This window comes from Pseudomonas sp. NPDC089554 (assembly GCF_050280645.1).
Lineage (GTDB): Bacteria > Pseudomonadota > Gammaproteobacteria > Pseudomonadales > Pseudomonadaceae > Aquipseudomonas.
Genome location: NZ_JBNNVR010000060.1, coordinates 21,562 through 34,126, shown reverse-complemented (window position 1 = coordinate 34,126; position 12,565 = coordinate 21,562). Strand labels below are relative to the sequence as shown.

Here is a 12,565-nt window from a genome sequence, read left to right as displayed (position 1 = left end):
CGCGTGGAGGTGACCATCTCCAACGACAACCAGCCAGTGGCACCGCGTTCGGTGAGCCAGGTGCAGTAAGGCTTACGGGCTGAACGAAAAACCCCACCTCGATGGTCGAGGTGTTGGATGCGAGGATCGCATCTTCCTTGACCTGGGCTTCCACCTCGGCCAGCACGGCTTGCTTGACTTTCGGGTTCTCGACCACGGCTTCGACGACGATGTCGACATTGGCGAAGTCGCCATAGGACAGGGTCGGACGAATGGCGTTGAGCGCCTCGGCCATCTTCGCCGGGGTCAGGCGACCTTTCTCGACGCGCTTGCCAAGCAGCTTGGAGGCCTCGTTCAGGCCCAGCTGGATGGCTTCCTCGCGGATGTCCTTCATCAGGATCGGGGTGCCCTTGACCGCCGACTGGTAGGCGATGCCACCGCCCATGATGCCAGCGCCGAGCACGGCGGCCTGCTTCACATCGGCAGCGATTTCGTCATGCGCCTTGGCCTTGCGCTTGAGTTCCTGGTCGTTGAGGAACAGGCCGATCAGGCTTTCGGCGACCGACGTCTTGGCCAGCTTGGCGAAACCGGCGGCCTCGACTTCCAGCGCCTTGTCGCGCGCGAAGTTGGCGGCTTTCTGGATGGTCTTGATGGCTTCGACCGGGGCCGGGTAGTTCGGGCCGGCTTGGCCTGCGACGAAGCCCTTGGCGGTTTCGAAGGCCATCATCTGCTCGATGGCGTTGAGCTTGATCTTTTCAAGCTTGGGCTGGCGCTTGGCCTTGTGGTCCAGCTCACCGCTGATGGCGCGCTTGACCAGGTCCAGGGCAGCAGCCTGCAGCAGCTCGGGAGCGACCACGGCGTCGACGGCACCGACTTTCAGGGCGTCTTCGGCACGGTTTTCCTTGCCGGAGGCGATCCACTCGATGGCGTTGTCCGAGCCGATCAGGCGTGGCAGGCGGACCGTGCCACCGAAACCTGGGTAGATGCCCAGCTTGACTTCCGGCAGGCCGATCTTGGCGCTGCTGGACATGACGCGATAGTCGGCCGCCAGGCACATCTCCAGACCGCCACCCAGGGCAATGCCGTTGATGGCCACGACGGTTGGCACGCCGAGGTCTTCGAAGTCGTTGAAGATGCGGTTGGCTTCCAGGTTGCCGGCGACCAGTTCGGCCTCGGGCAGCTTGAAGTTGTCGACGAACTCGGTGATGTCGGCGCCGACGATGAAGACGTCCTTGCCGCTGCTGACGATCACGCCCTTGATGGAGGCATCGGCCTTGATGGTGTCCACCGCCTGACGCAATTCGTTCAAGGTAAGGCGGTTGAATTTGTTGACGGACTCACCCTTGAGGTCGAACTTCAGTTCGACGATGCCGCTTTCAAGAGCCTTAACCGTGATGGCTTTACCTTCGTAAATCATCAACTGATCTCCACGATATGGAAGCTGAACTGTACACGCCGATCACTGGTGGGGGGCGGCTCGCCGCCCTTTGTCCAGGCACACCCGTCAGCGCGATAGTCGGGATTCTGTAAGAGCGTTCTCACATACAAACGCTCAATTCATACGCCCGTTTGATTTGGGTACGCACACATTCTCCGAAAAGATCGACATTGTCAAATGCTCGAAAGCACCCGAAAAACGCGACTTTGCGGTCATTTTGTACTATCGAAGGGATAACGCATGATGACAGTGATCACCCGTCATTCATGCCAGCGATGAACCTCGCCCAACAAGATGTCGCATTTTTTACAAACGCTTTGCCAACACCCGGCTACACTGCGTGGCAACGAAACGCTTCCCGGCCTGCCTGGCCTTTCTGCGCGAGCGGAACGCATAGCGGCGACCTCCTTGATGGAGGCCGCCGCTATGTCGCTATGGGGAAGGAAAAGGCGCGATCAAGCGAGGGTTTCGAGGGTGTGGGCAATATCCTGCAATACAGATTTATCGCCACGCTCACTCCAACACAGGGCGATCATCCGAGTATCGGCCTCGACCTTGTAGACACTGGCCGGCAGCCGCGCGAAGCATTCGCTCAGGCGAGGTTGATCGCACGGTTCACGCCATTGGTTGCACCAAACCCCGGGGCTTACCTGCCAGTAGCACCAGCTGTCCTCGCGCCCCCGACGTCGGGCGCGATGGTACTGTGGGCATGGGCTGGGCGGCTCCTGCTCCAGCCAGTGCGGCCACTGCTGAGGCGCCAACTGCATGGCCAGGCCCATGCGGCGCCCCTCCAGGCGCAGGCTCATCTGCTCACTCTGCTTGCGTGACGGGCGCAGCCAGGCCAGCGGGCTGAGAATCAGCGCAAGGATTGACACCACCAGCCATACCGTCATATCTGTAGTTCCCATAAAGCGTTGCAAATAAGGGGGTTAGCCGGTTTCACGGAAGATCCGCCCGAAAGCGACCATACTTCTACTATCGAGATTGTCAGGAGTACCGCTCATGTCCTACGAACATATCCTGGTCGCCGTCGACCTGACCGAGGAATGCGACCCGGTGATCAAGCGGGCCAAAACACTGGCCCTGGCCTCGAACACCAAGGTGTCACTGGTGCACATCGTCGAGCCCATGGCCATGGCCTTCGGCGGTGACGTGCCAATGGACCTGTCGCAATTGCAGCAGCAGCAGTTCGACCAGGCCAAAGAGCGCATGGAACGCCTGTTCAACAAGTACCCGGACATCAACAAGGGCGACTCGCACCTGGTCTATGGCCAGCCGCGCCAGGAAATTCACCAGTTGGCAAAGGATCAGAAATGCGACCTGATCGTGGTCGGCAGCCATGGGCGCCATGGCCTGGCGTTGCTACTGGGCTCCACCGCCAACGACGTGCTGCACGGTGCACCCTGCGACGTGCTGGCGGTTCGGCTACAGAAGAAAGAGTGATTCAACCTGCACCGGCCTTCGCGGATAAACACGCGAGGGCCGGTACGATTCTTCAGCCTTCCAGCTCGGCCCAGCGCTCCACCAGTCCATCCAGTTCGGCCTGCATCTGCTCGATCTTGGCCAGCACCGCAGAGGTTTCGCCAATCGGCCTCTGGTAGAAGCCAGGTGCATTGACCTCTTCCTGAGCTGCCGCCATCTTCTGCTCCAACACGTCGATCTGCCCTGGCAGCGCCTCGAGTTCGCGTTGCAGCTTGTAGCTGAGCTTCTTCTTGTTAGCATCGACAACCGGTGCAGCCGCCGCTGCCGGAGCCGGCGCCTCCTCCATCACTTTCTCGACCACCGCACTGCCCAACTCGGACTTGCCGCCCTTGCTCTCACTCACGCCGAGCAGTTTCGGCGAGCCGCCCTGGCGAATCCAGTCCTCGTAGCCACCGACATACTCACGCACGCGCCCCTCACCCTCGAACACCAGGGTGCTGGTCACCACGTTGTCGAGGAAGGCACGGTCGTGGCTGACCATCAGCACGGTGCCCTTGAAGTTGGACAGCACCTCTTCGAGCAGCTCCAGGGTTTCCACATCCAGGTCGTTGGTCGGCTCGTCGAGTACCAGCAGGTTGGCCGGCTTGCTGAACAGCTTGGCCAGCAGCAACCGGGCACGCTCCCCACCCGACAAGGCCTTGACCGGCGTGCGCGCACGCTGCGGGCTGAACAGGAAGTCGCCCAGGTAGCTCAGCACATGACGGCTCTGGCCATCGATATCGATGAAGTCGCGGCCCTCGGCGAGGTTGTCGATAACGGTCTTTTCCAGGTCCAGCTGGTGGCGCATCTGGTCGAAGTAAGCCACTTCCAGCTTGGTGCCGCGATCGACCTTGCCTGCGGTAGGCTCAAGGTCGCCAAGCATCAGCTTGAGCAGCGTGGTCTTGCCGGTACCGTTGGCACCCAGCAGGCCAATGCGGTCCTGGCGCTGCAGTACCATCGAGAAGTCCTTGACCAGCTTCGGCCCCTCGGGGTGAGCGAAGCTGACGTTCTCCAGCAGCATCACCTGCTTGCCGGACTTGTCCGCCACTTCGATCTGGATATTCGCCTTGCCCTGGCGCTCACGCCGCTCGCCCCGCTCCACCCGCAGCGCCTTGAGCGCACGCACGCGGCCTTCGTTGCGGGTGCGTCGAGCCTTGATGCCTTGGCGAATCCACACCTCTTCCTGGGCCAGGCGCTTGTCGAACAGCGCGTTAGCGGTTTCCTCGGCGGCCAGCGCGGCCTCCTTGTGCACCAGGAAGCTGGCGTAGTCACCGTTCCAGTCGATCAGGCCACCACGGTCCAGTTCGAGGATGCGCGTGGCCAGGTTCTGCAGGAAGGAACGGTCGTGAGTGATGAACAGCACCGCGCCGTTGAAGCTGCTGAGCGCTTCCTCGAGCCAGGCGATGGCGCCGATATCCAGGTGGTTGGTCGGCTCGTCGAGCAACAGCAGGTCGGGCTCGGACACCAGCGCCTGGGCCAGCAGCACACGGCGGCGCCAACCACCGGACAGCTCGGCGAGGGTCTTGTCGGCAGGCAATTGCAGGCGGCTGAGGGTGCTTTCCACCACCTGCTGCAGGCGCCAACCGTCGCGGGCCTCCAGCTCGTGCTGGACGTGCATGAGTTTTTCCAGGTCTTCGTCGCCTTGGATGTTCTGGCTCAGGTGGTGGTACTCGGCAAGCAAGGCCCCGACACCATCCAGGCCCTCGGCCACCACGTCGAACACGCTGCGCTCGTCGGCAACCGGGAGCTCCTGGGGCAGTTCGCCAATCTTCAGCCCCGGCGCGCGCCAGATATCGCCGTCGTCAGATTTCTGCTCGCCCTTGACCAGGCGCAGCATGCTCGACTTGCCCGTGCCGTTGCGACCGATGATGCACACCCGCTCGCCACGGGCGATCTGCCAGGACACTTTGTCCAGCAGCGGCATGGCGCCGAACGCGAGGGACACATCGCTGAATTTGAGCAGGGTCATGATCATCTCCAAAAACCGGGCGCGCATTCTACCTGACTTACCCACCGAAGGCATGCATCAACCGGTGACCGGGAGGCTTTGCGACGCCTGGTAGAGGTTAATGATTCGATACAAGCGCAGTGCTTTCATCCAGCGTCGGCAAACAGCTAAGCTAAGGGCAATAGATTTCAACAGTGCTGGCTTCGCCGTCACTTTTTCATGGTTCAACTGCCCGGACGTATCATGCGCAGCCGCCTGTTCCAACTCGTATCTTGCCTGTTGCTCACCGCCACCACCGCCGGTGCTGCCCACGCCATCGACATCACCCAGCAACGCCAGTACTACGACGAAGCCAAGCGGGCCCTGGCCAAAGGCGACAAGGGGCCATACCTGCGCTATGCCAAGGCGCTGAGCGACTACCCACTGACGCCCTACCTGGCCTACGACGAACTCACCGCCCGCCTGAAAAGCGCCAGCAACGAAGAAATCGAGGGTTTTCTCGCCAAACATGGCGACCTGCCACAAGCCAACTGGATGAAACTGCGCTGGTTGCGCTGGCTGGCCGAACGCGGCGACTGGAAACCCTTCGTCAAATACTACGACCCCAAGCTCAATTTCACCGAACTGGACTGCCTCAACGGCCAGTACCAGCTCAGCCACGGCCTGCGCGCCGAAGGCTTTGCCAGCGCGGAAAAACTGTGGAATGTCGGCAAGTCGCAACCGGCGGCCTGCGACACCCTGTTCGGTATGTGGGCTGCCGAAGGCCAGCTTACCGAGGCCAAGCGCTGGAACCGCGCCAAGCTGGCGGCGCAGGCGCGCAACTACACGCTGGCCAACAGCCTGGTCAACTCACTGACCACCCTGGCCCCCCAGGGCAAGCTGCTGCTCGACGTGGCGCAGAAGCCCGAGTTGCTCAACCAGCCATCGCGCTTCATGCCGGTCAGCGAGGCCATGTCCGATGTGGTCAGCCTGGGCCTGCGTCGCCTGGCCCGACAAAACCCCGACCAAGCGATGGCACTGCTCGATGACTACGCCCAGCGCATGCACTTCTCTCGCGACGAGAAAGTCGCCATCGCCCGCGAGATCGGCCTGACCCTGGCCCGTCGCTACGACCCCCGCGCCCTCGACCTGATGACCCGCTACGACCCTGAACTGCGCGACAACACCGTCAGCGAATGGCGCATGCGCCTGTTGCTGCGCCTGGGCCGCTGGGAAGAGGCCTACGAGCTGACCCGCCGCCTGCCCCAGGACCTCGCCGGCAGCAGCCGCTGGCGCTACTGGCAGGCGCGCAGCCTGGAGCTGGCCCAGCCGCAGAACCCGCAAATTCCGCTTTTGTACAAGAACGTGGCCCGCGAGCGCGACTTCTATGGCTTCCTCGCCGCCGACCGCACGCAACTGCCCTACCAGTTGAACAACAAGCCACTGGTGCTCAGCCCTCAGCTGATGAGCAAAGTGCGTAACACTCCGGGCGTGCGCCGGGCCCTGGAGTTCCACGCCCGCGGCCAGATCGTCGAGGGCCGTCGCGAGTGGTATCACGTCAGCCGTCATTTCAACCGCGATGAAATGGTCGCCCAGGCCCGCCTGGCCTACGACATGCGTTGGTACTTCCCGGCCATCCGCACCATCAGCCAGGCGCAGTACTGGGATGACCTGGACATCCGCTTCCCGATGGCCCACCGCGACACCCTGGTGCGCGAGGCCAAGGTGCGCGGCCTGCATTCGAGCTGGGTGTTCGCCATCACCCGCCAGGAAAGCGCCTTCATGGAGGACGCCCGCTCCAGCGTCGGCGCCAGCGGCCTGATGCAGCTGATGCCGGCCACTGCCAAGGAGACCGCGCGCAAGTTCAACATCCCGCTGGCCTCGCAAGCGCAGGTGTTCAACCCCGACAAGAACATCCAGCTCGGCGCCGCCTACCTGAGCCAGGTGCATGGCCAGTTCAACGGCAACCGCGTGCTCGCCTCGGCCGCCTACAACGCCGGCCCCGGCCGTGTACGGCAGTGGCTCAAGGGCGCCAAGCACCTGAGCTTCGATGTATGGGTAGAGTCGATTCCCTTCGATGAAACACGCCAATACGTACAGAACGTGCTGTCGTATTCGGTGATCTATGGGCAGAAGCTCAATTCACCGCAGCCGCTGGTGGACTGGCACGAGCGCTACTTCGACGATATGTAGCGTGGGCGGCCTTGTGTCGCGTAAGGGCCGCAAAGCGGCCCTTTTTATACTTGGCACAACCTGGCTTGGGTGAAGCGCTTACTCGAGCACCTCGACCGGCATCCCAACCTCCAGCCGCCCCTCGCCATCCACCGCCACGTTTTGCCCGAACAGCACGTCCCCTTCCCGCTCGCGAAACGTCTTGAGCGTCGTCAGAGGCTCGCGGTCGGGGCTGCGTTCGCCGGTCTGCGGGTCGAGCGTGGTGAGGATGCAGCGCACGCTGGGCTTGAGCAGGCGCAAGGTCATGCCACCGATGCGGATGCGCTTCCAGCCGTCTTCGGCAAACGCTGCACTGCCTTCGACCACCAGGTTGGGTCGAAAACGCAACATCTCCATGGGGCGGCCAATGCGACGGCTGAGCTCGTCCAACGACGATTGGCCGATCAGCAGCAAGGGAAAACCATCGGGGAACGCCGCCTTGTCAGTGTTCAGGCCATAGCCACTGGGCAGGTAACGCGCGCGCGACACAGGGCAATGCACCAGGCGCACCGCCTTGCCCAGCAGCGTACTCAGCCAGGCAGCCGCCGCGTCGCCTGCATCAGGAACCCGCAGGCTGTCACGCCAGATGGTCACCCCACGCAGGTTGTCGTCGGCGGGCGGTAACGCGACCGCAAGGGGCATCTGCCCCGAGGTCTCCAGCAGCAACCCACCGGCTGGGTCATGGCTGGCCTTGAGCCGTCCTAACTGCGGCCAGGCGCGCTGGGTGAGGAAACGGCCCGTCTCCTCTTCCACCACCATCCAGCGCCGATCGCCGCACAAACCCATGGCGTCGACCCGCGACTCAGGCAACTGCTCGGCCTGGGCGGATTTCACCGGGTATCGATACAACGCACTCAGAAACATCGCTTCACGCCTTCCAGCCCAAAACCCTAGCTTATACCCGGCTTACGCCGGGCGCAGGCCTCATGCGGGGGTGCGTGCGAGGGTCAGGCGCTCGCGCACCACCTCCACCAGGCGGTCCGGCTGGAACTTGGAGAGGAAGTTGTCGCAGCCGACCTTCTTCACCATCGACTCGTTGAAGCTGCCCGAAAGCGAGGTATGCAGCACCACGTAGAGCCCGCGCAAGCGTGGGTCGTTGCGGATCTCGGTGGTCAGACGGTAGCCGTCCATCTCGGGCATCTCCGCATCGGTAAAGACCATCAACAGCTTCTCGCAGACATTCTCGCCAGCATCGGCCCAGCCCTTGAGCAGGTTCAGAGCCTTGAGACCATCACTGGCCACATGCAGCTTCATGCCCAGTTGCGAAAGGGTGTCGCGCAACTGCGCCAGGGCCACGTTGGAGTCATCCACCAGCAGCACCTCGCAACCGCGTGCACGGGCCAGCACCGGGTCTTCAAGCTTGTCGCGGGAAACCTTGGCGCTGTAGGGCACGATTTCCGCCAGCACCTTCTCCACGTCGATGATCTCGACCAACTGCTCGTCGACCTTGGTAATGGCCGTCAGGTAATGTTGGCGCCCAGCGCTGGTGGGCGGTGGCAGGATGGCTTCCCAGTTCATGTTGACGATGCGGTCCACGCCACCGACCAGGAAAGCCTGCACCGAACGGTTGTATTCGGTGACGATGATGGTGCTGTTCGGCCCTGGTGTCAGCGGGCGCATGCCAATTGCCTGGGACAGGTCGATCACCGGCAGGGTCTGGCCACGCAGGTTGACCACGCCACAAACGAACGAGTGTCGCTGCGGCATCAGGGTCAGCTTGGGCAGTTGCAGTACCTCCTGGACCTTGAACACATTGATCGCGAACAGCTGGCGACCAGACAGGCGGAACATCAAAATTTCCAGGCGGTTCTCACCTACCAGTTGCGTACGTTGGTCTACCGTGTCGAGAATACCGGCCATTGGACAACTCCCAGGCTCTGATCGGGAAAAGTGGTTGCATCTGCATTGTATCGGCGAGTCTGCTCACGACTTGACCCCCGATAGAAAATGCTGTGCGGGTAATTGATATCACTTTACCATCATGCTTTACTGGCACCACATCCTTCCTCGCAAGCCCCTCTCGCCCGCCCCTCAACCCTCAATACCTCATCAGGGATTCCCCTAGTGGCAATCGGGCGCAACCTGATATTCGCGATATCCAATAGCCATTAATGTGACGCCAATCTCAATGCATGAATGGAGTCAGGCTTTTGTCAGTGTTTTTCTCGGTGTGGCCCACCCCTGCTCCAGCACGTTCTCTCGGAGACGTCTGATGGAAAGACCGCCATTGAACAGCAGTGCCCTGCAGGATTTCCTGCTGGATGCACAGGTCTTGCTGACCAAGGCCCAGGAGTGCTTGCACCATCTTGAGCTGATCGACAACGACCCCGATGCCTGCCACTGCCTGAACGACAGCCTCGAGGCGCTGTCACGCCGCGCCGAAAGCCTCGGATTGCTCGAGGTGGCTCAGTACGCCTCGGGTCTGCAGCAGTTGCTTGCGCCCCCCTGTACTCATCTCCATCTGCAAGGTGCTGCACTTCCCGCAGTGCAAGCCTGCCTGACGCTGCTCGCCTGGCAACTGGAATTGGTCGACCCGAGCACCGGGCGCCTGAACCTGGACACCACGGAGCAGCAAGCCCTGCTCGACGAGCTGGCCCTGTCCCTCGGCAGCCCCCTGGCAGCCGATAGCCCGGACGTATGCAACCTCAACTAAGGCGCGCGACACTGCTCCTCATACGGGCAACTAATGGCCCTATTCAGGTGCAAACAATGTACAACTTGGCAAGTTGTACAAGTTCCAAAAGACGCACTAGCGTTAGTTGCACAAGGAAGTGTCATCGACCACAAACAATGATGGCCATTAGCCACTTGCATTGACCCGTACCGCATCGCTTCGCCCCGGAAAACCCTAGGTTTTCCAGCAACTAGCCAATCGCGACCAAAACAACTCGAAGTGATACCATGCGCCCACGGGAACACACGCCTCCTTGATATAACCGGTGGAAAGCTGTGCTCAACCTCGATTGAAAACAGGATGCCAGCGCCTCTAAATAGCGAGATGCAGCCTGCGACAGAAACACTATTAGTGGCTTTCCAACCTATGCTTCCACGCGTGAAGATTCTCCAGCGCTGCTGCTCTCGCACCGCCTTATGGCATTGGGCGACGGCATTGCTGTGCATCGCATCGCTGGCCATCAACCTGCTGCACTACCTGCAGGCGCAACCGCTGCCACTGCTGGTGGTGGCGCTGCAAATGGCGGCCATGGCCGCGGTTGTCTGGCAACTGCGCCATGGGGCCCAGTCGATCAACCTGCGCCCGGCGGAGCTGGCTGACCGCATGCTCAAGGTGCAGGAAAGCGAACGCCAACGCCTGAGCCGCGAATTGCACGATGACATTGGCCAGTTGCTGACCGCCGCCAAGCTTCAGCTGGAGTGGCTGCAACGCCGTATGCCGGACGAGCTGCAAGCCAACTGCGACACGTTGCGCGGCACCCTGGACAACACCCTGGCCAACGTGCGCGACGTCTCCGCGCTGCTCAACCCCCGACAACTGGCCAGCCTGGGCCTGGAAGCGAGCCTGCGTGCACACCTGCTGCGTGCGCTGGAAAACAGCGACGTGCACTGGAGCCTGGAGTGCCAGCAGCGCCTGGGCGGCATCTCGGAAGACGTCTCCATGGCGGCCTTTCGGATCACCCAGGAAGCAGTCACCAACGTGCTGCGTCACGCCCAGGCGCGCAACCTGGTCATTCGCCTGCAACGCACCCCTGGCGGCCTTGCGTTGTCGATCCAGGACGACGGCCTGGGTTTCGTGCCGGCCGACAACCCGGCCGACGCAGGGCAACGCGGCATGGCGGGCATGCACGAGCGCGCCACTGCCCTGCAAGGCACCCTTACCATCACCAGCCAACCCGCCCAGGGCACACGGATCGACGTACTGTTCCCGTGGCCGCCCCGCAGCGGCGAACGCGCCAGGACCCTCGCTCTTGATGACTAGACTGCTACTGGTTGATGACCATTCGCTGATTCGCGCTGGTGTGCGGGCGCTGGTGTCCGATATTCCCGGCTATTCGGTGGTCGGCGAAGCCGACGACGGCGCCCATTTGCTGGAGCTGGTGCAGCAACTGGCGCCTGACATCATCTTGCTGGATATCTCGATGCGCTCCACCAACGGCCTGGATGTGCTCACGCAATTGCGCGCAAACGGTTGCACCAGCAAAGTGCTGATTCTTTCCATGCACACCGACCCGGACATGATCATGCACGCCCTGGAAAGCGGCGCTCACGGGTACCTGCTCAAGGACACCACGGCCACCGAGCTGGAGCATGCCCTCGCGGCGCTGAAGAACGACGAGCGCTATCTCAGCCCGGCCATTGCCCACACCGTGATCAACCAGGCGCTGCTGCGCGCGCAAAACGGCAAGTCCGGCAACAGCGACCGCCACAACCTGACCGCCCGGCAACTGGAAATCCTGCGCCTGATCGTGCGCGGCAAGTCGACCCGGGAAATCGCCGCAGGCCTCGGGCTGTCGATCAAGACCGTGGAAACCCACCGCTCGCAGATCATGAAGCGCCTGCAGATCTACGACGTGGCGGGCCTGGTGCTGTTCGCCGTGCGCGAGAAGATCATCAGCCTGGACGACTGAGCAGCGGCGAGTCGGCCGGCAGGTGCAGGCGCAAGGCTGCCGGGCAGGCCTCGAAGCGCAGGCTGTCGGCCTGCAGCGGCTCGCCATCGAGGTTGATGTCCAGGCCCTGGGAGCTCTTGATCTCCACCCAAGGCAAGCGGGCACGCACGAACAACCCCTCCCCGGCCAGCAACTCACGCAATGCGCCTACCACTTCCTGAGGCGCCGGCAGGATGCCGATATCCAGCAGGCCATCATCGGCGAGCGCATCCGGGCACAGCACATGCCCACCACCAGCCTGGCGACCATTGCCGATGCCCAGCGCCAGCAGCTCGCCCTGCCAATGAAAATCTGGCCCCTGCAGCTCTACCGACGCCGCCTGCAGCTCGCTGAAACGACTCAAGCCGGTAAATAGATAGGCCGCCGCCCCCAGCACTTTCTTCAAGTCTTCCGAGGTATTGGCGGTGACCTGGCTGCCAAAGCCGCCCGTGGCCATGTTGAGAAACATCTGCTCGCCAACCTTGCCCAGGTCGATTGCACGCGCAGGCTGCTCAAGCAACGCGAGGGCGGCAGCCGGCTCCAGCGGCACACCTGCTGCCTTGGCGAAATCGTTGGCGGTGCCCAGGGGCATCAGGGCCAGGCTGACCTGGGTGTCGGCCTGGCCCATGGCCTCGGCCACATCGCGCAAGGTCCCGTCGCCGCCCCCGGCGACCACCTGCGAATAGCCGCCCGCCAGCGCCTCGCCCACCAGGCGCTGGGCATCGCCACCTTCCCAGGTCAGGCGCACGTCCAAGGTCCAGCCACGATCGCGCAGTTCGTTCACTGCGGTACGCACCTCTTCGTTCATGGCTTGCTTGCCATGCAGGATCAACATTGCCTTGCGCCCGTCCATCAGAGGCTCTCCTTGAAAATGCCACTGCCAATCTCGACCACGGCGACTGCCGAATTGCTGCACGGCGCCGAAGAAAATCGTACAGACGAACTGCA

Annotated in this window: 11 protein-coding genes; 5 read left to right on the top strand and 6 right to left on the bottom strand. The window is 62.4% G+C overall.

Annotation, left to right across the window (positions count from 1 at the left end; translation table 11 throughout):
• Both ACQKPE_RS17545 and ACQKPE_RS17540 read right to left on the bottom strand, forming a co-directional pair.
• Positions 1–1,396: enoyl-CoA hydratase-related protein (locus ACQKPE_RS17545; RefSeq protein ID WP_427667793.1), on the bottom strand; the 1,396-nt coding region annotated here is incomplete at its 3' end.
• A 476-nt stretch (positions 1,397–1,872) separates the two neighbouring features.
• Positions 1,873–2,310 carry a hypothetical protein gene (locus ACQKPE_RS17540; RefSeq protein WP_427667791.1) on the bottom strand — a complete coding sequence of 146 codons (438 nt, stop codon included), beginning with the start codon at positions 2,308–2,310 and terminating at the stop codon, positions 1,873–1,875.
• 109 nt (positions 2,311–2,419) lie between these two features.
• Here ACQKPE_RS17540 and ACQKPE_RS17535 point away from each other — a divergent pair, with 109 nt between their 5' ends.
• Positions 2,420–2,860: a universal stress protein gene (locus tag ACQKPE_RS17535; protein ID WP_375100185.1), complete on the top strand. Its 441-nt coding sequence runs from the start codon at positions 2,420–2,422 to the stop codon at positions 2,858–2,860.
• A gap of 52 nt (positions 2,861–2,912) precedes the next feature.
• On the opposite strand, the gene ACQKPE_RS17530 is transcribed toward ACQKPE_RS17535, so the two are convergent.
• Positions 2,913–4,847, bottom strand: coding sequence for an ATP-binding cassette domain-containing protein (locus tag ACQKPE_RS17530; RefSeq protein ID WP_427667789.1), 1,935 nt, complete (start codon positions 4,845–4,847; stop codon positions 2,913–2,915).
• A 222-nt stretch (positions 4,848–5,069) separates the two neighbouring features.
• Between ACQKPE_RS17530 and ACQKPE_RS17525 the strand changes: the two genes are divergently transcribed.
• Positions 5,070–6,998 (top strand): transglycosylase SLT domain-containing protein, encoded by a 1,929-nt coding sequence (locus ACQKPE_RS17525; protein ID WP_427667787.1) that lies wholly within the window; start codon positions 5,070–5,072, stop codon positions 6,996–6,998.
• Positions 6,999–7,076: 78 nt separating this feature from the next.
• Here the strand turns inward: ACQKPE_RS17525 and ACQKPE_RS17520 are convergent, their stop codons facing one another.
• Both ACQKPE_RS17520 and ACQKPE_RS17515 read right to left on the bottom strand, forming a co-directional pair.
• Positions 7,077–7,880 (bottom strand): MOSC domain-containing protein, encoded by an 804-nt coding sequence (locus ACQKPE_RS17520; RefSeq protein ID WP_427667785.1) that lies wholly within the window; start codon positions 7,878–7,880, stop codon positions 7,077–7,079.
• Positions 7,881–7,940: 60 nt separating this feature from the next.
• Positions 7,941–8,876: a chemotaxis protein CheV gene (locus tag ACQKPE_RS17515; protein WP_427667783.1), complete on the bottom strand. Its 936-nt coding sequence runs from the start codon at positions 8,874–8,876 to the stop codon at positions 7,941–7,943.
• 352 nt (positions 8,877–9,228) lie between these two features.
• Between ACQKPE_RS17515 and ACQKPE_RS17510 the strand changes: the two genes are divergently transcribed.
• The 3 genes from ACQKPE_RS17510 (at position 9,229) to ACQKPE_RS17500 (ending at position 11,599) form a co-directional block, all read left to right on the top strand.
• The gene (locus ACQKPE_RS17510; RefSeq protein WP_427667781.1) at positions 9,229–9,669 is read left to right on the top strand and encodes a histidine kinase; all 441 of its coding nucleotides are present in this window, start codon (positions 9,229–9,231) and stop codon (positions 9,667–9,669) included.
• 387 nt (positions 9,670–10,056) lie between these two features.
• Positions 10,057–10,950, top strand: coding sequence for a sensor histidine kinase (locus tag ACQKPE_RS17505; RefSeq protein ID WP_427667779.1), 894 nt, complete (start codon positions 10,057–10,059; stop codon positions 10,948–10,950).
• A complete protein-coding gene (locus ACQKPE_RS17500; protein ID WP_427667777.1) occupies positions 10,940–11,599 on the top strand; it encodes a response regulator in 660 nt (219 codons plus the stop codon). Before ACQKPE_RS17505 ends, ACQKPE_RS17500 begins: the two co-directional genes overlap by 11 nt.
• Here ACQKPE_RS17500 and yegS read toward each other — a convergent pair.
• Complete coding sequence (yegS, locus tag ACQKPE_RS17495; RefSeq protein ID WP_427667775.1) at positions 11,583–12,470, bottom strand: lipid kinase YegS; 888 nt, start codon at positions 12,468–12,470, stop codon at positions 11,583–11,585. The two genes, ACQKPE_RS17500 and yegS, sit on opposite strands and share 17 nt — an antisense overlap.
• Between the last annotated feature and the right edge of the window lie 95 nt (positions 12,471–12,565).

Coding starts and splice junctions, on each gene's coding strand:
- ACQKPE_RS17540 (WP_427667791.1), bottom strand. CDS start 2,310: ATGACGGTATGGCTGGTGGTGTCAATCCTTGCGCTGATTCTCAGCCCG.
- ACQKPE_RS17510 (WP_427667781.1), top strand. CDS start 9,229: ATGGAAAGACCGCCATTGAACAGCAGTGCCCTGCAGGATTTCCTGCTG.
- ACQKPE_RS17535 (WP_375100185.1), top strand. CDS start 2,420: ATGTCCTACGAACATATCCTGGTCGCCGTCGACCTGACCGAGGAATGC.
- ACQKPE_RS17505 (WP_427667779.1), top strand. CDS start 10,057: ATGCTTCCACGCGTGAAGATTCTCCAGCGCTGCTGCTCTCGCACCGCC.
- ACQKPE_RS17525 (WP_427667787.1), top strand. CDS start 5,070: ATGCGCAGCCGCCTGTTCCAACTCGTATCTTGCCTGTTGCTCACCGCC.
- ACQKPE_RS17520 (WP_427667785.1), bottom strand. CDS start 7,880: ATGTTTCTGAGTGCGTTGTATCGATACCCGGTGAAATCCGCCCAGGCC.
- ACQKPE_RS17530 (WP_427667789.1), bottom strand. CDS start 4,847: ATGACCCTGCTCAAATTCAGCGATGTGTCCCTCGCGTTCGGCGCCATG.
- yegS (WP_427667775.1), bottom strand. CDS start 12,470: ATGGACGGGCGCAAGGCAATGTTGATCCTGCATGGCAAGCAAGCCATG.
- ACQKPE_RS17515 (WP_427667783.1), bottom strand. CDS start 8,876: ATGGCCGGTATTCTCGACACGGTAGACCAACGTACGCAACTGGTAGGT.